The following is a 23981-nucleotide window of genomic DNA, read 5'->3' on the forward strand; positions in this document are numbered from 1 at the left end:
AACGGGGGTAGAGATCTTACTCTACCCCTTTTGCTATAAGCCCTCCAGGAATTGGGCTTTTTTCATTATATTGAATTTTAAATTAATTTTATTCCCTTGCAAAAGATTCCTTTTTGCGCATTGCTTGTTTTCGGGGCTGTTTTTTTTGTATTTACCTCCTGCACGAACAAGAGCCCTTTATTCACCCTCGTTCCCTCTTCCCAATCGAATATTCATTTCAACAATATCATCTCAGAGAATGATTCTATCAATCCTTCCGATATGATCAATGTCTATAATGGCGGAGGGGTAGGAGTCGGAGATTTTAACCGGGATGGATTTCCCGATCTTTATTTTACAGGCAACCTGGTCTCCAATAAACTTTATCTTAATAAAGGAGGTTTCAAATTCGATGATATCACTGCCCTCGCCGGTGTGGAAGGCGCCCATAAATGGTGTAAAGGAGTAGCGGTAGTGGATATCAATAACGATGGCTGGCCGGATCTCTATGTATGCGCATCCATCTCTACCGATCCGGAGAAACGAAAGAACCTGTTATATATAAATCAGGGAAATGATGCACAGGGGATCCCTCATTTTAAGGAAATGGCTGCTGAATATGGCCTCGATGATACGAGCCATTCCACGATGGCTGCTTTTTTCGATTACGACAATGACGGGGATCTCGACATGTACCTGGTGGTGAATGAGAACATCCCCCGGGATAATCCGAATTTTTTCAGGCCCATTCATACGGACGGATCAAATCCCAGTACGGGAAGATTGTACCGCAATGATTGGAACGATTCCCTGAAGCACCCGGTATTCACCAATGTTTCCCGACAAGCAGGCATACTAACGGAAGGATATGGACATGCGGCCACCATTACGGATATTAACCAGGACGGTTGGGCGGATATTTATGTTTCCAATGATTTTCTTTCTAATGATATCCTATATATCAATAACCACGACGGGACCTTTACGGACCGGTCTAAAGCCTATTTCAAGCATACTTCCGAAGCAGGAATGGGTCAGGATGTGGAAGATATCAACAATGACGGGCTGTTGGATATCCTAGAGCTGGATATGAACCCGGAAGATAATTACCGGAAAAAAACAATGTTGGGCGCAGGTAGCTATCTTACCTATCAGAACTTTGATTATTATGGCTATCAATATCAATATGTAAGGAATACCCTGCAACTCAACCAGGGCCCCAGCATGGGACAAAACGATTCTATCGGGCCTCCCGCATTCAGCGAAATAGCTTTTTTCGCCGGTATTTCAGCAACCGACTGGAGCTGGACGCCGATGGTTACGGATTTCGATAATGACGGGTACCGGGATCTCGTTATTACCAATGGATATCCCAAGGATGTTACAGACCATGATTTTACCGTCTTTCGGGCCAGGGCAAACGATCTGCTTCCCAAAGCGGACCTTCTCAAACAGATCCCGGAAGTGAAGCTGAATAAATATGCTTATAAGAATAACGGCAAACTGGGCTTCTCCGATGTATCCGCAGAATGGGGATTTATCCAACCGGCCTTTTCCAATGGTGCAGTCTATGCTGACCTGGATAATGACGGCGACATGGACCTGGTGATCAATAATATCAACGATGAGGCCATGGTCTACCGGAATATGTCCAGGGAACGAAACCAGGATGACAATCATTTTCTTCATATTGAGTTTGACGGCGACAGCAGGAATAAAAATGGAATTGGATGCCGGGTAGAATTTCACTACGATCACGGGCAGCAGCAGGTTTATGAAAATACACCTTACCGGGGCTATTTATCGACCATTCAGGATATAGCCCATTTCGGTTTAGGGAAAACGAAAATGGTGGATTCTGTCCTGATCAAATGGCCGAATGGGAAAATGCAGGTCATCTTCCAGGTGCCGGCAGATCAATTGAAAAAAGTAGATATACGGGATGCGCAAACCCCGTATTCATTTGGCGGGAGTGGCATTGCCCAAAATACCCTGTTCCGTGAGATAACCGATTCGGTGGGCATCCATTACCGGCATACCGAAAAAGACCAGATCGATTTTAATATCCAGAAGTTATTGCCTCATAAATTATCCGAATATGGTCCCGCCCTTGCCGTAGGGGATGTCGATGGTAACGGGCTGGATGATATTATTACCGACGGGACCTCACGAAATGGACCGCAATTGTTCCTGCAGCAGGCTGACGGCGGCTTCCTGCAACGCGATCTGATTCCCGCAGACAGTACGGTAAACCGGACACAGGCGGAACTGGGACTTTTATTATTTGACGCAGACGGTGACGGTGACCTGGACCTGTATATAGCCCATGGGGGGTATGGCAATGACCCTCATCCGGAAATCTACCAGGATAGATTATACGTAAACGATGGAAAAGGGCACTTCTCGCCGGACCCCGGGGCCTTACCTGAGAACCTGACCAGCAAATTCTGCGTTCGGGCGGCGGATTTCGACCAGGACGGTGACCTGGACCTTTTTGTTTCCGGGCGGGTGGATCCGGGACATTACCCAAGACCGGTCTCCAGTTTTATTTTTCGCAATGATTCGAAGAATGGACATATCCGGTTCACGGATGTAACGGCTTCGGTAGCCCCAAATCTTAATACAATCGGGATGGTATGCGATGCGATCTGGACGGATTTTGATAATGATGGATGGCCGGACCTCGTACTGGCAGGAGAGTGGATGTCTCCGACCTTTATTAAGAATGAAAAAGGTATTTTTAAAAATGTAACCGCAGCCTCAGGTCTCAGCGATCATACTGGTTTTTGGAACAGTATTATAGCCGGCGATTTTGACAATGACGGCGATATGGACTATATCATAGGAAATTTGGGCCAGAACTCCTTTTACAAGGCCAGTGCTCAATTTCCTGTCCGTGTGTATGGCGGCGATTTCGATAAGAATGGTATCTATGATATGATCCCATCCCTTTACCTGCCGGACAGAGAAGGCAGCATGAAAGAGTTCCCCGCTGAATCAAGGGATGATCTGCTTCGGCAGATGAATGCCATGCGAAAAAAATTTCCTGATTATAAATCCTATGGCCTGGCAACCATGGACCAGGTATTGACCCCGGAAGAGCGCAAGGGAGCCCTGATCCTGCAGGCCACCGATTTCCAGACCTGCCTGTTCCGCAATGACGGTAATGGCCGGTTCACCCGGATCCCACTGCCAGGACAGGCGCAGCTTTCCATTATCAATGGCATGGTAGCAGAGGATTTTGACGGTGATGGAAAACTGGACCTCGTCCTGAGTGGAAATGATTTTGGGACAGAAGTTTCCGTAGGCAGGTACGATGCGCTCAATGGCCTTTGCCTGAAAGGGGATGGTAAAGGGAACTTTACCCCCTTGTCCATTCTCGAAAGCGGTCTATACCTTCCTGGTAATCAAAAGGCCCTGGTCAAGCTGCGAAGCGCCGGAGGTAAATGTTTACTGGCGGCCAGCCAGAACAAAGGTCCGCTGCAAATTTTTGAATGGAAAAAGAACATTCGTTGTATTCCGCTGCAACCGGCGGAGACGAGCGCCCTGATCACCTATCGGGACGGATCGGTGCGTAAGGAAGAGTTTGCTTACGGATCCTCCTTTTTATCCCAGTCCGCTAGATTCCTCAATCTTGCCGGGCAGGTGATTTCCGTTGAAATAAAAAAGGGTAAGGGAAATACGAGGAAGATTACAGGGAATTAAACGATCAGGATGATCAAACAAAACCAGTTTTGGGTCTGTACTTTTTTGGCAGGAATTGTATGGTTATGTGCCTGCAGGAATGATATCCGCAACCGTAAGCATCAGGATATACCGATGTCCAGTATACGAGAGGGGGAACATTTAGCCGGGGTATACTGTAAAGGCTGTCACCTTCTGCCAGATCCCTCTATGCTCGATACAAGGAGCTGGGAAACGGGTGTTCTGCCGAACATGGGGCCGCACCTTGGGATCTTTAACCATGAATTCCAACGCTATCCTTCCAGTATACGCGATACGAATGTGGGCCGCAAATTTTATCCGTCCCAACCCTTATTGACCGCGGATGAATGGCAGCATATCCTGGATTACTATATCTCCACCTCTCCGGATTCTTTACCTGCTCAGGCACCGCACCCGGAGATTAAGAATAAATTATCACTTTTTACAGCGGTCATTCCCTCTTTTCGTTATCCGGATCCGGCAACCTGCCTGACCCGGACAGACACCTCGGGAACAACGCATTCTCTGCTGGTATTCGATGTACATAGCGGCGGGTTTTATCGTTTCTCTCCTTCCCTGCAGCTTCTGGACTCTATTCATACCCCAGGAGCTATTGTAGATCTTAGTTTTGAAGCAAGCCAGGGAATAGTGGCCTGCAATATGGGTATGCTGAATCCCCATAACGGGAAGTTAGGGAAGGGGCAATTTATCAGGATTTCCGGTGCAGGTGAGGCCGGAGTCGCCGGTAAACTCGGAGGCCCGGATGAAAAAATGCAAATGGATACCGTCCCCCTTTTCGACCATCTGGCCAGGCCCGTACAGTTAACGGCAGCAGACTTAAATCAGGATGGATTGACCGATTATTTGGTCTGTGAATATGGAAACCTGACCGGGGCCTTGTCCTGGATGGAAAATAAAGCGAAAGGGCATTTTGAACGTCATGTCATCCGGGCCGTTGCCGGAGCGATCAAAGCGGTTATCGGGGATTTTAATCATGATGGCCTGCCCGATATTATGGCGCTGTTCGCTCAGGGTGATGAAGGGATCTTCCTGTTCACCAATGAAGGGAAAGGCCGGTTCAATCAGCAGGTGCTTTTACGGTTCCCTCCCATGTACGGCTCCTCTTATTTCGAGCTCGCCGATTTTAATAAGGATGGATTCCCGGACATCCTTTATACCTGCGGAGATAATGCGGACTATTCGGCCGTTTTGAAACCTTACCACGGGGTATATATTTTTATGAACGATGGCCGCAATCACTTTAACCGGCAATATTTTTTTCCCATCAATGGCTGTTATAAAGCCATGGCGCGGGATTTTGATGGGGACGGAGATCTGGATATCGCCACCATTTCCTTTTTCCCCGATTTTGAACATCATCCCGAAGAAGGGTTTGTTTACCTGGAGAACCTGGGGGGATTGAAGTTTCAGCCTTTCAGCCTGCCGGAAACCCAATCGGGTAAATGGCTGACCATGGATGCCGCTGATCTGGACGGAGATGGCAAAACCGATATCGTGCTGGGGAATTTTTCCTACTTCTCCACCATAACCAAGGCAGGTGTCGATTTTACCAAGGGACCACCATTTATTTTGTTGAAGAATATGGGGAAGTAGGGTAAGACAACAAAAGTACCTTAAAAGGGGAAATGGGGCAATTAGGGAGACAAGGATCAAAGAAAGAATCAATAATAGGTATATTCGTGGGGAGGATTATTTTTTTAGCAGGATCAATTTTAACGTATGTTCAATCTGGCTCCCTGGCTGATTTATGCTGTGTTATCTGCTTTTTTTGCGGCATTGACCGCTCTTTTTGCAAAAGCCGGCTTAAAAGAAGTTAACTCCGATCTGGCCACGGCCATCCGGACGGCCATCATTCTTTTTATTACCTGGGGGATTGTCCTTTTCCGCGGGAATGCTTCGGGATTGTCCGGGCTTTCCCGGAATAACTGGATCTTTCTCAGTTTGTCCGCAGTCGCTACAGGATTATCCTGGATCTTTTATTACCGGGCGCTCCAACTGGGAAGGGTTTCCGAAGTAAGTATCATCGACAAAGGGAGTATCGTCTTTACCATATTTCTGGCATTTTTCTTTCTCCGTGAACCACTGACACCAAGGCTGCTGCTCGCCGCTGCCCTTATCTTCGGGGGAATGCTGGTGCTGGTCTGGAAATGAGCCTGAGGCTTGTTGAGGCATTAGGCATGAAGCTTGAGGCTTGTTGAAACTTGTAGCTACAAGCTCAGCACATCCTCGTATTCCTTTGTTTTTGTAAGGATTGCCCTGGCAAACTTACAGAGGGGCAGGATCCTGATCTGGTTCTGCCGGGCGTAGGATACCGCTGCGGCTATGAGATGTTTGCCTATTCCTTCGCCTTGATGGATTTCGCTGACTTCCGTATGATCGATGATCATTTTATGCGTACCGGCCATTCGATAGATCATTTCTGCCGTGGGTTGGGCGGGATCTCCCAAAAAAAACTTTCCTCCTCTTGTCGTATGGGTATGTTGGATATCGGTGCCGGATTCCATAAATGATAAATTGGTCATTAAAATTACCTGTATTATTTGATTACAAAGACCTTAGGGATAATTATTTACATATTTTTGCCGTTTAAGGTATTTATAAATGGTAGAATCGGTCTGGCTTTTATTGGGAATGGGATTAGCGGTTGGTTGTCTGGGTACCTTAATAGGCGCCGGCGGAGGGTTTATCCTGGTTCCGCTGCTGATCTTTATGTATCCTACCCTCCAGCCGGACAGCATAACGGCAATTTCCATGGCTATCGTGGCCTGCAACGCCATTTCGGGTACTTTTGCTTATGCAAGGGCAGGTCGTATCGATTATAAGGCGGGGATCCAGTTTGCCATCTTTACGATCCCCGGGAGTATCCTGGGCGTGCTGGCGACGCGTTATCTCCCAAAATATTTGTTTGCCATCTTTTTTGGAATCCTGCTGATCGTTATGTCCTTTTATTTATTCCTTAAGAAAAATCCTATTACAAAGAACGGAGGTTCGATATCGGAAGGGGGCAATTGTCCGACGGGGGATTCTCCCGGGAAAGAAAGAAAGGGTTTTGTGGAGGAAGGGAGCGGGCATTCGCCCGTAGGAAAGATCCAGGAAGTGGCGATAACAGATAAGAACGGGGAATGTTACCGGTATTCCTATAACAGGTACCTGGGATGGGCGATCAGCCTGGTTGTCGGATTTATTTCTCCTGTATTAGGTATCGGCGGCGGGATCATCCATGTACCCGCATTGATCAACTGGCTACGATTCCCGGTTCATATTGCCACGGCCACCTCTCATTTTATTCTGGCGGTGATGTCGGTGGTAAGCGTAATTGTCCATCTGCTCCAGGGCAGTTATCAGGATCCCCTGGTGCAAAGCCTGGTTCTATGCCTGGGGCTGGGTGCGGTCGCCGGTGCGCAATTAGGGGCTTATTTTTCCCACCGGATAAAAGGCAACGCGATTGAAAAGGCATTGGCTTTCTCCCTTGGGCTGGTAGGAATACGGATCCTTTTTGGCCAGCTTTGAGAGGATAAAATCACCCGAAGGGACAGGAAGGCCATGAAAAAAAGAGCCCGGGCACCATCATATATAAAAAATGAGTAATTTGCGGAAAGATGGAATAGTTCTTGACAGGGGTATGTGATTATAAATCTTTTACCGGATTAATTAAACGCAAGGAAATATTTAGAGTCGAATACAATTAATTAGTCCAAACAAAAAATCTAACCCGGGCTAAAAACACTAAAAAGGAATATTTATGAATCTTACCAAAATCACCGCAGTCTTAGTATTATCGGTTTTCGGAATGAGCGCATGTACTAAAAATGTTACGAACCGGGTTGACCAGGTTTTTTCGGCTGTATACACTATCCAGCCTGGAGATTGGGTTGTTGATAATACTAACTTCACCAATACGGTGAACCTGACAGTTCCGGAACTGGACGATGTTATCAATCAGAGTGGTGGCGTTCTTGTTTACCTTTCATTTAATATTAATGGGGTCTGGTCCGACTATGAACAGGTTCCGGATGTTTTAGGTGCTGAATCTTACAGGGTTACTCATTCTCTGCATACCGTGACTATTGAATCCCGCCCGACTGATACCGGAACTAACTTCCCTATTCCCGGAACAGTCAAGGCCAAAGTAGTATTGCTGGATGCAACTAATTTGAATTAAACCCAGATTTTGAGTAAAGGATGATTTTAGGAGTATTTGTAAATACGTTTAGGACTCATTTGCCGAATATGAAGAATGTATGGTATTGAGAGTCTATAGCTTACGAATCAATCCTGCTGATATTTATTTTTTTTAATACGTGATAACCCTGTCCCATTCGTTTTTGGACAGGGTTTTTTTATAATGGTAAGCACTTATTAATGAAAGACGTATCCCGTATTACAAAAAATAATCTTCTGAAAAGAACGGGAAATCAGCATTTGACGGGAATATCTCATTAATTTAGGGTAATTAAATAAATCACCGGATCGTTCAGTATGCTACCAGAAAATCTCCGTTCCATAGTCTCTCTCTTTTTCCCCGGAGAAACTCCTCCATTTTGTAACAGGTCTGTCACTCCATTTTTATTGCCAAATTTATTCTAATTGCCTGTGCAGTCTGAACCTCTATATAATGAAACGGACCTGCTTATTCAGGTGGCCAGGGGTGACCGGTTGGCCTTTCAAACCTTATACACGGAATATTATCCACTGGTGCGCCAGTATCTAGCTCTTTTTCAGTCTTCGGAAATCGTACGTAATGAGCTGGCACAGGATGTATTCATCCGAATCTGGGATAAACGTATCAAATTATCCGGAGTAACAGCTTTTAAGGGATACCTGTTCAGGATGACTAAGAATATTGTCCTGAATTATATCCGGGCGCTGAAAGTCCAGCAGAAATTATTGGAATTAAAACCAGCGGATGAGCCTTTTTCTGAAAATGAACCGGAAAATGAATTGTTATTCAAACAGTATTACCGAATAGCCCTGATTGCCATAGATAAATTGCCCGAGCGCCGGCAGAAAATATTGAAAATGAGCATCGAACAGGGCCTTACCCTGGATGAAATCGCTCAGGAGTTTAATATTACCCGCGCGGGCGTAAAAAAACAATTGTATGCTGCGACTTCTTTTGTCCGGCAATATCTGCTGGATAACGGCGAAATGTCCCTTCTTTTAGTTGTTTTTTTAACTCTTTTTGAGATTTAAAAAAAATAATTACCTTTTTTGGTATCCCCTGATCATTTAAAGGTGTCTTTATTGTTGAAGCACTTTTACTACCTTATTTATGAATAAAACAGAAGCCACGGAATTCGTTGCACAATTCATTTCCGGGAAATACTCCCAGGATGAATACGCAAGCTTCCTGGACTGGGTAGAAAATGCTTCTCTGGATGAGTTGGGTGCTATTGCAGATCAACACGAGTCTTTGCAGGAAGACTGGTCTGCGGGTCCGGAACCATCAGCCGAATGGATTGCCCAAATAGAGTCGAAATTAGATGTGGCAGAGGAAAATGAACGTCAGGCTCCTGTGAAAAAGATGTATTCGGAGAGAAAACGGAGAAGAAACATTTGGATGGCCGCCGCCTCCGTACTTATACTTTTAACGACAGGTGGTTATTGGTTTTTACATGAGCCGGTATCAATGACCGGTACGGGTAAAAAATCCACAGGAGTTCTTTTAACTGTTTTATATGTTCCTATGGGCCAGCAGAAGGATCTGGTTTTGGCCGATGGGACGAAAATATGGCTGAATGCTGCCTCCACCCTGAAATATCCCAGCTCTTTTACCGGTAAGGAAAGGAGCGTGGAGTTGGCCGGCGAGGCTTATTTCGAGGTAGCCAAAAATGCCGCCATGCCTTTTCGGGTTAAGATCAATAATGCCAAAGTTGAAGTTCTGGGAACAGAATTTAATATAATGGCCTATGTGGACGAGCCGGTAAGCAAGACTACCCTGGTGAACGGATCTGTAAGGATCATGCGGGGTGTTGAATCGGTTGTTCTTCAGCCAGGCGAACAGGCCCAAATTGTGAACCCTGCGGCTGGTGGAATGGATATACCGATCAAAGTGAAGCGTGATATCGATCCTGTGGGAGCTATATCCTGGAAAAGTGGTAACCTGGTATTTAAGCAGGATGACCTGCATACGATCGCCAGGGTATTGTCCAGGGCCTATGATGTTAATATTCAATATATTGGAGCGATACCCGATAGACAAGTGTCAGCTGTGTTTCCTATAAAAGAAGGTATTCAGGAGATTTTGAAAGAATTGGCATCACAAGACATTCACTTTAAGATTAACGAAAACAAATAGATTTCCTATTAGCGCTACGTATTGACCATATTATTTTCCATAACCGTTGAACCGAGTCCGCAGTTACAGCCGCGATTTTGAGTAATTCTAAGTAAGTAGTTTATTTAGACGTATTCATGAATTGCAGGCTGTAACTTTATTATCTAAACCATGATTAATGGGTTCGTCCAAACGGCTTGCTTACCTTTTACTGCTTATTTGTCTTCTGCAAGGATTTATCGTTCATGGCCAATCTGGCAATCCGCTGGTTTCTCTGTCCGTGAAAAATGCCTCCCTCGAATCTGTTCTCCAAATTATTGAAAAACAAACCGGTTATACTCCTTTGGGTAATACCAATCTATTCCTGGCGACCAAACCGGTAACCCTGGAAGTTATCAATATGCCGCTGAACGAGGTATTGGACCGTTGTTTCCGGGATCAACCGCTAACTTATAAGTTGGCAGGCAACCATATTTCTTATTTAGGGAAAGAAACCGAAACGATTAACATCGCGGGTAAGATCCTGGACGAAAAAGACGAGCCTCTTCCCGGAGTTTCGGTGCAGCTAAAAGGCGGCAAACCTGTCTCGGGAATTGCCAGCAAGGAGGACGGATCGTTCCGGCTTCAATTGGATAAATCGCATTCCCTCTCTAATATTATCCTGATCATAAGCAGTATTAATTTTGAACCCGTAGAATGGCCCTGGATCGAAGGAAAGGAGAACCGGATCCATCTCCAAAGAAAGGTCAGCCAACTGGGGCATGCAGAAGTGATCGTGAATACAGGATTTCAGCGTATTCCCAAAGAAAGGGCCACGGGCGCCTTCGCCAAAATGGACAATGAACTGGTTACCCGTAATATTTCTCCGAATATCCTGGACCGTATGGAAGGAGTGGTCAGCGGGGTGGCTACCAATAAAAACATTGTGAATGGCACGAACCAATCCGTAGTCACGATACGTGGTCGAAGTACGATCTATGGCAATCCCGATCCCCTGATCGTCATTGACAATTTTCCGTATAACGGAGATATCAATAATATCAACCCGGACGATGTGGAAAGCATTACTGTCCTGAAGGATGCAGCAGCGGCTTCCATCTGGGGTGCCTTTTCCGGAAATGGCGTAATAGTGATCACTACCAAAAAAGGGAAATTCAACCAGGCACCGAAACTGGTATTTAATACCAGCCAGACTATTGGCAACAAACCCGATCTTTACTATAAACGAATAATGCCATCTGCCGACTATATCCAGGTCGAGGAATATTTATTCGATAAAAGATTTTATGATGGGAAAGAAAATAGTCCGACGCATCTGGTGCTGACCCCAGCCGTGGAAATCCTTTTTAAACAAAGACATATGCAGATCGGTTCGGATGAAGCCAATGCCCAGTTGTATGCTTTGGGTCAACTGGATACACGTAATGACCTGGATCGTTATTTTTACCGTCATAGTCTCAATAGCCAGTATTCGATGAATCTCAGTGGTGGTGCACAACGGAATCAATATTATTTATCGGCTGGTTATGACAGGGATCAGGCCAACCTGGTACGCAATGAATATAACAGGGTGACCCTGAATGGGAATAATACTTATTCGCTTATTTCGCAAAAACTGGAGCTGAGTACCAGTTTTGCCTTTACCTCCAGTAAAACGTATAACAATAATATCGGAAGCAGTGGTGTGATCTACCCCTATGCATCTTTAGCCGATCCCCATGGAAATCCGTTGGCCGTTAATTACTTGCTCCGGCAAGGTTATGTCGATACGGTAGGTGGGGGGAAATTATTGGATTGGAATTACCGACCGCTTGACGAACTCCGAAAAGCGGATAATATCACCCGGCTAACAGATTACCGAATCAATATTGGAATAAAGTATACTATCCTAAAAGGAATGGAGGCTAATGCCTTCTACCAATATGGCCGGACTTCCTCCGATAATCAGAGTTTTAAAAGCCAGCAGACCTATTTCACCCGGAATCTGATCAATCAATATAGTCAACCGGATTCTTCGGGCAATGTTTATCGCCCGATACCTTTGGGTGGAATATTGGATAAGAACTTAAGGACCGTTCAAGCCAATAATATCCGCTTCCAGCTCAATTTCGATCATATCTGGGGAGATCATACTCTGAATGCCATCGGCGGCGTGGAACTCCGGGATATAGAAGGCCAAACTGCTATAAGCCGTTTCTATGGTTATAATAAAGATCAGGAAACCAGCCAGGCAGTTAATTATACCACTTTGTTCAACCAATATACTACGCCGGGTAATCCAATTAAGATCCCTTTTCCGGATCAAAACTTTGGTACAACGGACCGTTTCCTGTCTTATTATGCCAATGCCTCCTATAGTTATTTACAACGTTATACTTTATCGGGTAGCGCCCGTCGGGACGAGTCGAATCTTTTTGGGGTAAAGGCCAATCAAAAAGGGGTTCCCCTCTGGTCGGTAGGGGCGGCCTGGGAGATTTCCCGAGAACATTTTTATACCTCCCGCTGGCTGCCTTTTTTGAAGCTAAGGGTAACGGAAGGATATAATGGTAATGTTGACCGTAATGTATCAGCCTTTACGACTGCCGTGATCGATCCCGGGACCAATTCTTATGGAGTTCCTTCGATCTCCATCGTTAACCCTCCCAATCCATCGCTACGTTGGGAGCGGATAAATATTTTTAACGCTGCTGTAGATTTTTCATCCAAGAATAATCGAATTGAAGGGAGCCTGGATTATTTTATCAAGATCGGACAGGATCTGATTGGACAAAGCCCCCTGGATCCTACAACCGGCAATGTACAATTCACCGGCAATACGGCCAATATGATCGCTAAGGGAGTAGATATGGTAATAAGTACAAAAAATACCAAGGGCCTTTTTCAATGGAATACAGTACTCCTCTTCAGTTTTGTCCGGGATCGGGTTACGAACTATCGGGACAGCCTGTCCACTGTGGGAGCGTATTTTAACACAATTTCAATCAATCCATTGGTGGGTAGGCCTCTGTATTCGGTCTATGGGCTAAAATGGATGGGGCTGGACCTCCAATACGGCGCCCCGCAAGGTCTGTTAAATGGACATGTCAGCGAAGATTATCCGTCAATTTATAATTCATCCAATCTACATGATCTGGTTTTTAAAGGCCCTGCGAATCCACCTTTTTTCGGAAGCGTGCGGAATAGTTTCTCCTGGAAACAATGGGGCCTTTCTTTTAATATTCTGTATAAGTTTGGCTATTTTTTCCGTCGAGCCTCGATTAATTATTCAGATTTATTTAAAGGATTATCTGGCGGACACCCTGATTTTATCAACCGTTGGCAAAAAAGTGGGGATGAAAAAATTACAGGTATTCCTTCAATGTCATTTCCACTAAACCCAGCCAGTGATAATTTCTATACAGCGTCTGAAATTCTGATTGAAAAAGGGGATCATATTCGTCTCCAGGATATCCAGGTTTATTATGACCTGGTAAAAAAGAAATTCCCCAGATTGCCGGTACAATCCATTCGGTTCTATCTGTATGCCAACAATATTGGGATTATTTGGAAAGCTAACCATCAGGGGATCGACCCGGATTATGTATCGGATATTCCTAATCCCAGAAGTCTGGCGATCGGATTAAAACTGGATCTTTAAAATTGAAGGACATGAAAAATTACGAATACTCAAAAAGAATAATTTGTGCCAGTCTCCTGGTTGTCATAGCCTTTTTTCTTTCCTGTAATAAAAAAGATTTCTTAGATAAAAAACCCAGTACGACGCTGGTAGTGCCGACTACCCTGGAAGATTTTCAGGGTTTGTTGGACAATGATATCGTCATGTCAGGAACGCCGATGCTGGGAGAATTGTCTGCCGATAATTTTTATATCAAGGATATATATTGGCAGAACCTGGACTCCAGGGAATATAATGCCTATATCTGGGTTCCGGATATTTACCAGGGGCAGGGCCAGGTGGATGACTGGAATGTACCCTATCAGCAGGTCTTTTATGCCAACGTCATATTGGATGGATTGCCGGGTTTAAAGGTGGACAGCAGCAAAAAGGATACCTGGAAGGCCATCAAGGGCAGTGCTTATTTTATAAGGGCCTATGCCTTTTATAACCTGGCCCAGCTTTTTGCACCGGTCTACGACTGGAATAAAGGCAGTTCAGATTTAGGAATTCCACTCCGTCTCAGCTCGGATATCAATACAAAATCTGTCCGGTCCACCATAGCTCAAACTTATACCCAGATTCTGACCGATCTGCAACTAGCCAGCAATTTGCTTCCGGAATTTATTCCCACCTCAAATCTTAACCGCCCCTCGAAACCTGCAGCCCTGGCTATGCTGGCCAGGACCTGTCTGAGTATGGGTAATTATGACCAGGCAGGCAATTATGCGGATAGCGCCTTAAAAATCTACTACGAACTGATTAATTATGATACCGTGAAAAATGGAAATCTGCCTTTTGATAGATTTAACAAAGAAACCCTTTATCAAACTAATTTTATTAATTCACAAACCCTAATCGGTCTGTTTTTTCCGGATGTAAAAGTAGATTCAGGTTTATATCAGTCGTATGGAACATATGATCTGCGGCGTAAACTTTATTTTACTTCAGTCCCCTCCTTAAAAGGAAGTTATAGTGGAACGAATATCCCCTTTAGTGGTTTGGCTACCGATGAACTTTACCTGATCCGGGCGGAATGTTCAGCAAGGGCAGGAAGAACAACCGATGCACTCAATGATCTGAATGCCTTATTGAAATGCCGTTTTGCAGCGGGGCATTTTATCCCGGTCGCTGTAGCTTCCGCGACAGAGGCACTGGATTCTATTTTAGTGGAAAGACGAAAAGAATTGCCCTGCAGGGGTCTTCGTTGGACAGACTTACGACGATTAAATAAAGAAGGGGCTAATATTACCCTAAAAAGAATTTTGAACGGGCAGACCGATTCTCTTGTACCTAACTCCAATTTATATGTATTGCCCATTCCCCCCGATGTGATCTCGCTCAGCGGGATGCCACAGAATCAAAGACCTTAAACCAGGAGGAATGGGAATCACAAAAGAAACTTATCGGGTAGGGGACGGAGTATAATTGCCCGTGCGGCATCCAGTATAGGTTTGGGTGCCGGAGTCATAAGTATAGGTGCAGGTAACGCCGGCAGCAGCCATACAGATATAACCAATTCCATAAGTCCCGGTCTGAATATACGCTGTGCCATTATAATAATACTGGGTAGCCGTCCGGCAGTCAAAACTGGGTCGGGTAGCAAAGGCGCCGCAAATACTAACGATAATGGCAAGGGACATGAGGCTAAATTTGATCTTTTTCATACGAGACTGTTTTTTGTTAAGTGTATTAGTGTGTGTGTTTTCCTTTTTTGCAGGACTATACCGGTTATGGATAGCCCAGTGAAGAACAGGTTAAATATAAGGTGTTGTTTCCAGGTCAGTTTTTTGATCACTCCTCCGCAGGAGCATGGTACATATTTAAAAAAATGAAGGAGGATCGCCGCTGTGTAGATGGTGAAAAGGCTCATGAGTACAAGGGATCCATAGAAACCTATCAGACGCGTCCATTCAAAAATCAAACATATAGAGATCCCGATCTCCAGTAAAGGAATGGCCCATACCAGGAAAGGCGTTAACGCGTTGGAGAAGGGCTGATTATTCATCTCCCCCGTAAAAAGTTTGAAATCCAGAAATTTACTTAGGCTGGCATACAAAAATAACAAGATCAGCAAGGCCGAAATGGTCTCTAACAATACCTGTCTTCTCTGCATAAGATAAAGCTTTTCAAGAGTGCCGGGATAGGACCCGGGCGATCAACTGGTTAATTCCTGTAAATGATTCAACAGATAGGTATATGGTAGCAATCCTGAACGGATAAGGGTTATCAAAAGAGAAGGTTTGAACGTGGGAAATCGGGCAGATTAAGGGTTTCAACTGAGGTTTGTCTAAGGGTTTAGAGTAGATTTTCTAATTTAAATATCGTTAATAATGACAATTCCCCAAAGAATATTGGTCAAATCGAATTTTGATAAGTGCAAGATAGTAGGAATTAATAAGTGTTTACACTTATATACATGAGATCAGAGAACAACTAAACCCGGTAATCGTACCTATTGATTCTGTTAAAACCTGAGTATTTAAGGTTTGTTCCTTATAAATTTTAAGGGTTTGTACTTATTTTTAACAGTCCCCCCATAGTAAAAACGAAATACTGACGTTTTTGACTTATTCATTGTAAAATTGATCCGCTATGCGTTGGAAGAAAATTTCCGCCCTTAAGAAAATTGATTACGTGCTGATAATTTGCCTGATGATTTCCGTTCAGTTTGGAGTTTCATTGCCCGGATTTAGCCAGGACAGGGGGGCTGTTTACCAGGACACGACCTTTATTAATGCCGTATTGAATCAGCATAACCAATACAGGACTGCCCTGAACCTACCGCCACTTGCCTGGTCTCCCGACCTCGCTTCAGATGCGCTCAACTGGGCTCAACATTTGGCTAAAACCGATCAAGGAGCTCACGATATGTCAATTCGGGGGAAGGAAGGGGAAAATATATGGTGGGGAACGACAGGAGGTTTTACGCCTACCGAAATGGTCGGTTTCTGGGGGAATGAAAAAAAGGACTTTGTCTATGGGATCTTTCCGGACTGCAGTACCAGCAAGTCCGCTGTAGTAGGGCATTACACGCAAATTATCTGGAAGACGACCACATCCGTTGGCTGTGCCCTGGTCAGCAATAAAAAGAAGGATTTCCTGGTTTGCCGGTATTCGCCCCCGGGTAATAGGATCGGTGCAAAACCCTATTAATACTATAAATTATTCTAGTACTGGAATAATTAAAAAGCCTCAGCCTCTATCTCATCCATGGAAATGCCTGTATGACTCTCATTATAGACGCATTTACCGTTGCGGATCAATAATATCTGGGGAGATTCATGGCCGATCTGGAAGACCTCTGCAATTTTATTGGACAGCGGGCGGTTATTCAGCAGGTCCAGGTAGTAAAAATCAATCATTTCCGGCTGTTTTCCCCGGTCCAGCCTGCCTTTTACCATAGCACTGGTAGAACAACGGGTACTATGTTTGAAGATTACCTGCGGTCTGCCTGCTGATTTTTCACGGATATCATCCAATTGGGATTCTGCCTGGAGAGTAATCCAATTCATATGGTACGTATTAGTTGTATTAAAAATTGCGTTCTTTAATGCTTGATTTTGTAGCTCTGTATTAAATAACCATTTTGGACGGGAATGGTTCAGGGCATAAAAAAAGGTTATCCGCAAAGATAACCTGAATACAAATATTGTTGGATGGCCATCCTGTAAAAGGACGGGTACTCTTTTCCCGTAAATCAGAGAGAAAGGGCTGGATTAGCGGCTGCTGCCGTATCCTATGTACCCCTGGCTCATTTTACATCCGCCCCTGGAAGAAGCGCAAGCGGTGAAAACTGAAGCAACAGCGATAGCGAGTACGATGATTAAAATAGACTTTCTCATTTTTGTGGTATTTAAGATTAAACATTAATTGCCTGGCGGTTAGAGGAAATGGGACCAGGTCATTCAGAGGAAGGGATGCGGATAATTTGTGAAGGGTGTTTCAGGAATTGAATGAGAATAGCTGATTTGCTGAGACAAAGTAAATACATATTTTCGAATTTTGCAAGCCGGTTCAGCAAGATTCAGAAAATTTTTGCTAATAAGCTGATCTTGAATACTTTTATTCCTATTCCCCAAAAAACGGGTTTTGGTGATCCTAAATCAATCTATGTGAATGTACATTTTATTGCTATCGGCGGAAGCGTAATGCACCAGTTGGCCATCGCCCTTAAAAAAAAGGGGTACAAGGTAACCGGAAGCGACGATGAAATTTTTGAACCCGCCCGCACCAACCTGGATCAGGAAGGTATATTACCACCTGTCATGGGCTGGTTCCCGGAAAAGATACATAAGTCATTGGATGCCATTATTCTGGGAATGCATGCCAAAGGAGACAACCCCGAGTTGTTAAAGGCGCAGGAGCTTGGGCTTTCCATTTATTCCTTTCCGGAATACATTTACCAGGAGAGTAAAGATAAAACCCGGATCGTCGTAGGTGGCAGCCATGGCAAAACCACCACCACAGCGATGATCATGCAGGCTTTACAGGAATCCGGTAAGGATTTTGACTGGCTGGTAGGCGCCCGGCTGGAAGGGTTCGCCCAGTCAGTAAATATTACCCATGCTCCGGTCATTGTCTGTGAAGGGGATGAATATCCGGCCAGCACCCTGGAGAAAAGGCCAAAATTTCATTTTCTTTTCCCTCATATTGCCATTCTTACGGGGATTGCCTGGGACCACATAAATGTTTTCCCGACTTTTGAGATCTATCTGGAGCAGTTCCGGATCTTTATGGATAAAATCGAACCCGGAGGCGTTCTGATCTACAACGAAACGGATCCTGTGTTAAAAAAGCTGGTGGAGGAACATGTGGGGAAATCTACCGCAGGGGGCAATGCCCCGGGGATACGCAAGATCGGGTATGGCGTTCCCGTACACCGGATCGAAAACGGCACGACCCTGGTTACCCTCGACGGCCATGAGGGGTTATTAAGGGTCTTCGGAGAACACAATTTATTAAATCTGCATGCCGCCTACCTGGCTTGCAGGGAGCTGGGCATCGACGCCTCCGCTTTTTTGAAAGGGCTGGCTCCCTTCACCGGAGCTTCCAAACGTCTGGAGTTATTGGCAAAGACGGAGGAGGTCAATATATACCGGGATTTTGCCCATGCGCCTTCCAAGGTAAAGGCTACCATGGATGCCGTCCGAAAACAGTTCCCGGAAAGGAAACTGATAGCGGTACTGGAATTGCATACGTACAGCAGCCTGAATGAACAATTCCTGTCGCAGTATCATGGAGCCCTTGACCAGGCCGATGAGGCCGTGGTGTTTTTTTCAAAACATGCCCTGGAATTGAAACGTTTGCCCGAGCTGCCCAAGGAAAAAGTAGCGGCTGGTTTTGGTAAGGAAGGGGTGGTAATTATCAATGAAAAAGAAGAATTACTGGCATGGTTGATGAAACAATCTTATAAAAATGCTAATTTGCTTTTAATGAGTTCTGGTAATTATGATGGATTGGATTTGATTACCCTTGCCAACAAGATTACACAGTAAGGATTTTTTTACTTTTACTAAAGACGGAATACTACAGAAGGAATGTTACAACTTACACGCCCCCTGGCCATTATTGACCTGGAAACTACCGGGATCAATCTCGGGTCCGATCGCATTGTGGAAATTGCGATTGTAAAGATCATGCCGGATGAAAAAAAGCTGGTAAAACGCAAACTGATCAACCCGGAAATGCCCATTCCACCATTCTCCACCGAAATTCACGGCATTACCAATGAAATGGTCAAGGATGCCCCTACTTTCAAACAAGTAGCCAATGAACTGAAACAGTTCCTGGATAATTGTGATCTGGCCGGGTATAATTCCAACCGCTTCGATATTCCATTGCTGGTGGAGGAGTTTTTGCGCATTGGAATGGAATTCGAAGGCAAGGGCCGGAAATTACTGGACGTTCAGAAGATTTTTCATATGATGGAACAGCGCACCCTGAGTGCCGCCTACCGTTTTTACTGTAATAAAGAGCTGGAAGGGGCCCATGGAGCCGAAGCGGATGCTTCTGCCACCTGGGAAGTCCTGGTTGCCCAGGTAGGGAAATATCCACAATTGGGAACCAATATCGATTCGGTTCTCAAATGCATAGGAGAGGAGCAAGTCGTTGATTTTGCCAGAAGATTTGTTATGGAAAATGGAATAGAAGTATTTAACTTTGGAAAACATAAGGGGCGCGCTGTTGCCGATATCCTCAAGGCTGAGCCCCAGTATTATGATTGGATGATGAAAGGCGATTTTCCTCTGCACACCAAACAAAAACTCACGGAAATCTTTAACAGGACCCTCTTGAAAAAAGGGTAACTGGGTATTTTGGATTTGGTAGATGCAGGGCGATAATACAAAAAAAAATGAACCAATAAGGGATTGACATTCATTTTTTAAATTTGTAATTTTACACCTTAACATAACAGGCTTTTGGAAAAGATTGTCATTATACCCACTTATAACGAAAAAGAAAATATAACTACCATTCTGGAAGCTGTTTTCCAGTTGGGTCAACATTTTCATGTTTTGGTGATCGATGACGGTTCTCCGGATGGCACAGCCGATATCGTCCGGCAAATACAGCTTAAATATCCCGGCCAACTCTTTTTGGAAGAAAGAAAGGGTAAACTTGGTCTGGGTACAGCCTATATTCATGGATTTAAGTGGGCAATCCGTAATAATTATTCCTTTATTTTCGAGATGGATGCGGATTTCTCGCATAATCCCAAAGACCTGGAACGTTTGTACGAAGCCTGCAAGTTCAACGGCGCTGATGTTGCCGTGGGTTCCCGTTATGTCAAGGGCGGAGGTAATGTAAACTGGCCACGTGATCGGGTGTTATTATCAAGAGGAGGATCCTTTTATACGCAAATCATCACCTGGATGCCTGTCCAGGATCCTACTGCGGGTTTTGTATGTTACCGGAGGGAAGTACTGGAAACGATCAACCTCGATCATATCAAGTTTGTAGGGTATGCCTTCCAGATAGAAATGAAGTTCGCTTCCTGGAAACTGGGCTTTAAGATAAAAGAAGTGCCCATCATTTTTGAAGACCGCAAATACGGCGTTTCGAAAATGAATAAAGGCATTGTAAAAGAAGGTATCCTCGGGGTTCTCAACCTCCGCTGGCATTCTCTCTTTAAGAATTACCGTAACCGGGTCAAGAACCGCGAAGGTTCGTCCATGAAACCCTTTTCACCGGAACCTGTGACGGAAAGTAAATAAATTGAAAAAAGCTTTTATTCAATTGCATATCGCCGTACTGCTCGCGGGGCTTACGGGGGTACTCGGCAAATTGATCACGCTGAATGAAGGCCTCCTGGTCTGGTACCGTCTGCTGCTTACTGCCGTGACTTTGTGGATTCTGGCCATTGCCCGTCGCCAACCTGTCCGGATCAATCCGAAAGACCTGGGGCGTATTTTCGGGGTCGGCGCCATTGCTGCGATCCATTGGGTGACTTTCTACGGCAGTATCAAATATTCAAATGTATCTGTCGCCCTGGTCTGTTTCTCAGCCATCGGATTTTTTACCGCGCTGTTTGAACCCCTGATCTTTCGCCATAAGGCAGATAAAGTGGAATTGTTCTTAGGCTTGCTGGTAATAGCGGGGATATTTTTAATCTTTAAGGTGGACCCCCATTATAAGGCCGGCATTCTAACAGGTCTGGTTTCCGCATTGCTCGGATCCCTGTTCCCTGTATTCAACAGACAATTATTGCAAAAGATCCCGGCACAGACAGTAACGTTGTATGAATTAACCGGTGGCTTTTTGTTCCTGAGTATCCTGCTGCCTTTTTACCTGCATCGGTTCCCGGTAGCAGGGATACTTCCCGGGCTCAGTGACTGGGCATGGCTCCTGGTGTTAAGCTGGGCTTGTACCGTACTGGCCTTTTCGCTTTCCATGAACGCGTTGAAGCATATCTCTGCTTTTACAGTGAATCTGACTTATAATCTCGAACCTATCTATGGGATCCTCCTTGCCTTCGTCTTATTCAGGGAGGATAAACATCTGAACGGTGGGTTCTACGTTGGTTTTGCGCTGATCATTCTTTCCATCGTTCTGCAGATGGTCCGGCTTTGGTCGAAAAGAAAACCGATACCGGACGGTTCTAGGCCGCCTGAGTACTGATATACCGGACAAGGCTTCTTTTAGCAATGGGTAATAAGGTCTCTTCCACCGGGAATTTTAATTCCGTCTCGATGGAATAAACAGCCGGGTTAGGCAGATCCCTTTTAATCCGGAGGAGTTCTCCTTTTATATTCTCATAAGTATTGACGAGACTACGGCGCCAGCTGTCGATATATTCGGTCCGGATGCTCCGGTATTTCTCATCATGTTTTTCAAAAAAGCTCAGATGGTACCGGTATACCCTTGTGCTGGTATAATTGCCTTCACTCAGGAAAAAATAACCTTCATGGATATCCAGCGGAACCAGGCCGACAGGGAATATAACCAGCTTTTCTTCTACAAATTCATAGATCTCCGCGCCATTGCTGATGACATTTTTCATTTCCGTGGTAGAATAATTGATGATCTCTTCCAGTTCCTGCATCAGATCATCGTCCTCGATCATCTGTTCATATAGTACCTGTAGTTTCTCGATCTGGATGCCCGTCAGTTTCTTGGGGAATTGCTCCTGCAGGAATTTTTTGTTTTCCCGGAAAGCCGCCAGATTATTATAATGAAAAATGATATCTGCCAGCTGGGGGTATAACCTGTGCTGGGAAAAACATTGATGGATCTCCTGGAGGTAGGCCAGCAGCGTGTATTTTTTTAATTCAAAATCAATGTATCCATCGGCAAACCAGGTTTCAGAAAGGGTTTTCATTTGCTACGATTTTGGTTATAGGAGGCGAGTGCACCCCAAAAGAATAGCTGATCAGGATGCCCTTATTGAATCTACGAATTTAACGGGGAAATTAAAAATTAAGTATGAGGGTTAACCGAAAGATCAATATTCCCGGTCCGGAGAGAAATTTTCCAGTTCCCGTGCCACTGCGGTAAGAAAGGATGCACCCAGGCTGCCATCCACGATCCGGTGATCATAAGAGAGGGACAGGTACATCATTTGCCGGATAGCGATGGCATCGCCTTCAGGTGTTTCCAGAACGACCGGGCGCTTCTTAATGGCTCCTACGGCCAGGATAGCCACCTGGGGCTGATTAATGATCGGGGTACCCATAAGGCTCCCGAAGGTGCCAACATTGGTCATGGTAAATGTGCCTCCCTGGGTATCTTCCGGACGCAGTTTGTTATTGCGGGCACTATCCGCAAGCGCATTGACCTGTTTGCTCAGACCGACCAGGTTGAGATGATCGGCATTCCTGATCACGGGAACGATCAGGTTACCACTGGGCAAGGCCGTGGCCATGCCAATATTGATGTCCTTTTTAATGATGATCTTATCTCCATCCACGGAGCTGTTCACCAGAGGGTACCTTTTGATGCAACGAACGATGGCTTCGATAAATAAAGGAGTGAACGTAATCCTGGTATTCTCTCTTTTTTCAAATTCCTTCTTCACCTTTTCTCTCCAATTCACCAGGTTTGTCACATCCGCTTCCATAAAACTGGTCACGTGAGGGCTGGTGTGCTTACTTCGGACCATATGATCGGCAATAAGCTTGCGCATCCTGTCCATTTCCAGGATCTCTACATTACCTGAATAGGAAGCAGCGGCAGGGGAGGATGTCTGCGGTACTTCTGCTTTTGCCTCTTTAGGGTCCTTATTTTCGGATTCGGGTTGCCGGACGCCGCCTGAGGTTGCCGGAGATCTCTGAAGACCGGCCTGACCTTTATTTTCTGATGGTCCTTTTTCTGAGGCTCCTCTTTCTGATGATCCTCTTTCTGAAGGCCCTCTTTCCGAGATATATTGAAGTATGTCTTTCTTGGTTACCCTGCCTTCACTGCCTGTTCCGGGAATTGATTCCAGTTCGCCGAGCGGTACTCCTTCACTGGCTGCAATGTTAAGTACCAAAGGTGAGTAGAACCGGCCTGCCGTGCTATGGGCCGGGTGGCTGTTACGTTGTTCGATGGATGAAGAGGAGGATGCCTTGTAATGGTTATTGTTGCCTGAATTGCCTGAATTAATAGATCCGCCGGACGGTAGCTGTTCCCGGCTGGCCTCATGTACCGGAGCGGAGACTCCTGCGCCGGTATGGATCCTGGCGATCACCGTTCCTATCGGTACGACATCGTTCACCTGGAATAAGATCTCTTCCAGGATTCCTTCCGTCGTGGAAGGAATTTCGGAGTCCACTTTGTCAGTGGCGATCTCTAATATAGTCTCATCTTGCTTAACGGCATCGCCGGGTTGTTTGTGCCATTTCAGAATAGTGGCTTCCATGATAC

The 23981-nt window shown here is 45.2% G+C and carries 21 protein-coding genes; 14 read left to right on the forward strand and 7 right to left on the reverse strand.

Annotation, left to right across the window (positions count from 1 at the left end):
* Positions 1-96 precede the first annotated feature (96 nt).
* The 3 genes from ACX0G9_RS27740 (at position 97) to ACX0G9_RS27750 (ending at position 5856) form a co-directional block, all read left to right on the forward strand.
* On the forward strand, positions 97-3684 hold the full coding sequence (locus tag ACX0G9_RS27740; protein WP_459068238.1) for a VCBS repeat-containing protein: 3588 nt from the start codon (positions 97-99) through the stop codon (positions 3682-3684).
* A gap of 9 nt (positions 3685-3693) precedes the next feature.
* On the forward strand, positions 3694-5298 hold the full coding sequence (locus ACX0G9_RS27745) for an FG-GAP repeat domain-containing protein (RefSeq protein ID WP_459068239.1): 1605 nt from the start codon (positions 3694-3696) through the stop codon (positions 5296-5298).
* 126 nt (positions 5299-5424) lie between these two features.
* The gene (locus tag ACX0G9_RS27750; RefSeq protein WP_459068240.1) at positions 5425-5856 is read left to right on the forward strand and encodes an EamA family transporter; all 432 of its coding nucleotides are present in this window, start codon (positions 5425-5427) and stop codon (positions 5854-5856) included.
* A gap of 56 nt (positions 5857-5912) precedes the next feature.
* On the opposite strand, the gene ACX0G9_RS27755 is transcribed toward ACX0G9_RS27750, so the two are convergent.
* Entirely contained in the window at positions 5913-6209 is a 297-nt protein-coding gene (locus tag ACX0G9_RS27755) for a GNAT family N-acetyltransferase (RefSeq protein WP_459068241.1), read from the reverse strand.
* Between the two features lie 97 nt (positions 6210-6306).
* Between ACX0G9_RS27755 and ACX0G9_RS27760 the strand changes: the two genes are divergently transcribed.
* The 6 genes from ACX0G9_RS27760 to ACX0G9_RS27785 all read left to right on the forward strand — a co-directional run bounded on the left by ACX0G9_RS27760 (position 6307) and on the right by ACX0G9_RS27785 (position 15010).
* Complete coding sequence (locus tag ACX0G9_RS27760; RefSeq protein ID WP_459068242.1) at positions 6307-7215, forward strand: sulfite exporter TauE/SafE family protein; 909 nt, start codon at positions 6307-6309, stop codon at positions 7213-7215.
* Between the two features lie 232 nt (positions 7216-7447).
* Positions 7448-7867 (forward strand): hypothetical protein, encoded by a 420-nt coding sequence (locus tag ACX0G9_RS27765; RefSeq protein WP_459068243.1) that lies wholly within the window; start codon positions 7448-7450, stop codon positions 7865-7867.
* Positions 7868-8298: 431 nt separating this feature from the next.
* Entirely contained in the window at positions 8299-8898 is a 600-nt protein-coding gene (locus ACX0G9_RS27770) for an RNA polymerase sigma factor (protein ID WP_459068244.1), read from the forward strand.
* Between the two features lie 79 nt (positions 8899-8977).
* On the forward strand, positions 8978-10003 hold the full coding sequence (locus tag ACX0G9_RS27775) for a FecR family protein (RefSeq protein ID WP_459068245.1): 1026 nt from the start codon (positions 8978-8980) through the stop codon (positions 10001-10003).
* A 157-nt stretch (positions 10004-10160) separates the two neighbouring features.
* On the forward strand, positions 10161-13619 hold the full coding sequence (locus ACX0G9_RS27780) for a SusC/RagA family TonB-linked outer membrane protein (protein WP_459068246.1): 3459 nt from the start codon (positions 10161-10163) through the stop codon (positions 13617-13619).
* Between the two features lie 11 nt (positions 13620-13630).
* Positions 13631-15010, forward strand: a complete 1380-nt coding sequence (locus tag ACX0G9_RS27785) for a RagB/SusD family nutrient uptake outer membrane protein (RefSeq protein WP_459068247.1) — start codon at positions 13631-13633, stop codon at positions 15008-15010.
* Between the two features lie 30 nt (positions 15011-15040).
* Here ACX0G9_RS27785 and ACX0G9_RS27790 read toward each other — a convergent pair whose 3' ends face one another.
* Positions 15041-15304, reverse strand: coding sequence for a DUF6520 family protein (locus ACX0G9_RS27790; RefSeq protein ID WP_459068248.1), 264 nt, complete (start codon positions 15302-15304; stop codon positions 15041-15043).
* Positions 15301-15753 (reverse strand): MauE/DoxX family redox-associated membrane protein, encoded by a 453-nt coding sequence (locus tag ACX0G9_RS27795; protein ID WP_459068249.1) that lies wholly within the window; start codon positions 15751-15753, stop codon positions 15301-15303. Before ACX0G9_RS27795 ends, ACX0G9_RS27790 begins: the two co-directional genes overlap by 4 nt.
* Positions 15754-16232: 479 nt before the next feature.
* Between ACX0G9_RS27795 and ACX0G9_RS27800 the strand changes: the two genes are divergently transcribed.
* On the forward strand, positions 16233-16793 hold the full coding sequence (locus ACX0G9_RS27800) for a CAP domain-containing protein (protein WP_459068250.1): 561 nt from the start codon (positions 16233-16235) through the stop codon (positions 16791-16793).
* Positions 16794-16822: 29 nt separating this feature from the next.
* On the opposite strand, the gene ytxJ is transcribed toward ACX0G9_RS27800, so the two are convergent.
* Both ytxJ and ACX0G9_RS27810 read right to left on the reverse strand, forming a co-directional pair.
* Positions 16823-17152: a bacillithiol system redox-active protein YtxJ gene (gene ytxJ, locus ACX0G9_RS27805; RefSeq protein WP_459068251.1), complete on the reverse strand. Its 330-nt coding sequence runs from the start codon at positions 17150-17152 to the stop codon at positions 16823-16825.
* A 204-nt stretch (positions 17153-17356) separates the two neighbouring features.
* Positions 17357-17482 (reverse strand): hypothetical protein, encoded by a 126-nt coding sequence (locus ACX0G9_RS27810; RefSeq protein ID WP_459068252.1) that lies wholly within the window; start codon positions 17480-17482, stop codon positions 17357-17359.
* 270 nt (positions 17483-17752) lie between these two features.
* Here ACX0G9_RS27810 and ACX0G9_RS27815 point away from each other — a divergent pair, with 270 nt between their 5' ends.
* From ACX0G9_RS27815 to ACX0G9_RS27830, 4 genes are all read left to right on the forward strand, one after another.
* The gene (locus ACX0G9_RS27815; protein ID WP_459068253.1) at positions 17753-19135 is read left to right on the forward strand and encodes a UDP-N-acetylmuramate--L-alanine ligase; all 1383 of its coding nucleotides are present in this window, start codon (positions 17753-17755) and stop codon (positions 19133-19135) included.
* Positions 19136-19177: 42 nt separating this feature from the next.
* Positions 19178-19945, forward strand: a complete 768-nt coding sequence (locus ACX0G9_RS27820) for an exonuclease domain-containing protein (RefSeq protein WP_459068254.1) — start codon at positions 19178-19180, stop codon at positions 19943-19945.
* Positions 19946-20059: 114 nt separating this feature from the next.
* Positions 20060-20854 carry a polyprenol monophosphomannose synthase gene (locus ACX0G9_RS27825; RefSeq protein WP_459068255.1) on the forward strand — a complete coding sequence of 265 codons (795 nt, stop codon included), beginning with the start codon at positions 20060-20062 and terminating at the stop codon, positions 20852-20854.
* Position 20855: 1 nt separating this feature from the next.
* Positions 20856-21758, forward strand: coding sequence for a DMT family transporter (locus ACX0G9_RS27830; RefSeq protein ID WP_459068256.1), 903 nt, complete (start codon positions 20856-20858; stop codon positions 21756-21758).
* Here ACX0G9_RS27830 and ACX0G9_RS27835 read toward each other — a convergent pair.
* The gene (locus tag ACX0G9_RS27835; protein ID WP_459068257.1) at positions 21739-22458 is read right to left on the reverse strand and encodes a hypothetical protein; all 720 of its coding nucleotides are present in this window, start codon (positions 22456-22458) and stop codon (positions 21739-21741) included. The genes ACX0G9_RS27830 and ACX0G9_RS27835 overlap by 20 nt on opposite strands.
* A gap of 123 nt (positions 22459-22581) precedes the next feature.
* Positions 22582-23979, reverse strand: coding sequence for a dihydrolipoamide acetyltransferase family protein (locus tag ACX0G9_RS27840; protein ID WP_459068258.1), 1398 nt, complete (start codon positions 23977-23979; stop codon positions 22582-22584).
* Between the last annotated feature and the right edge of the window lie 2 nt (positions 23980-23981).

The sequence above is a fragment of the Flavitalea flava genome (assembly GCF_054461575.1).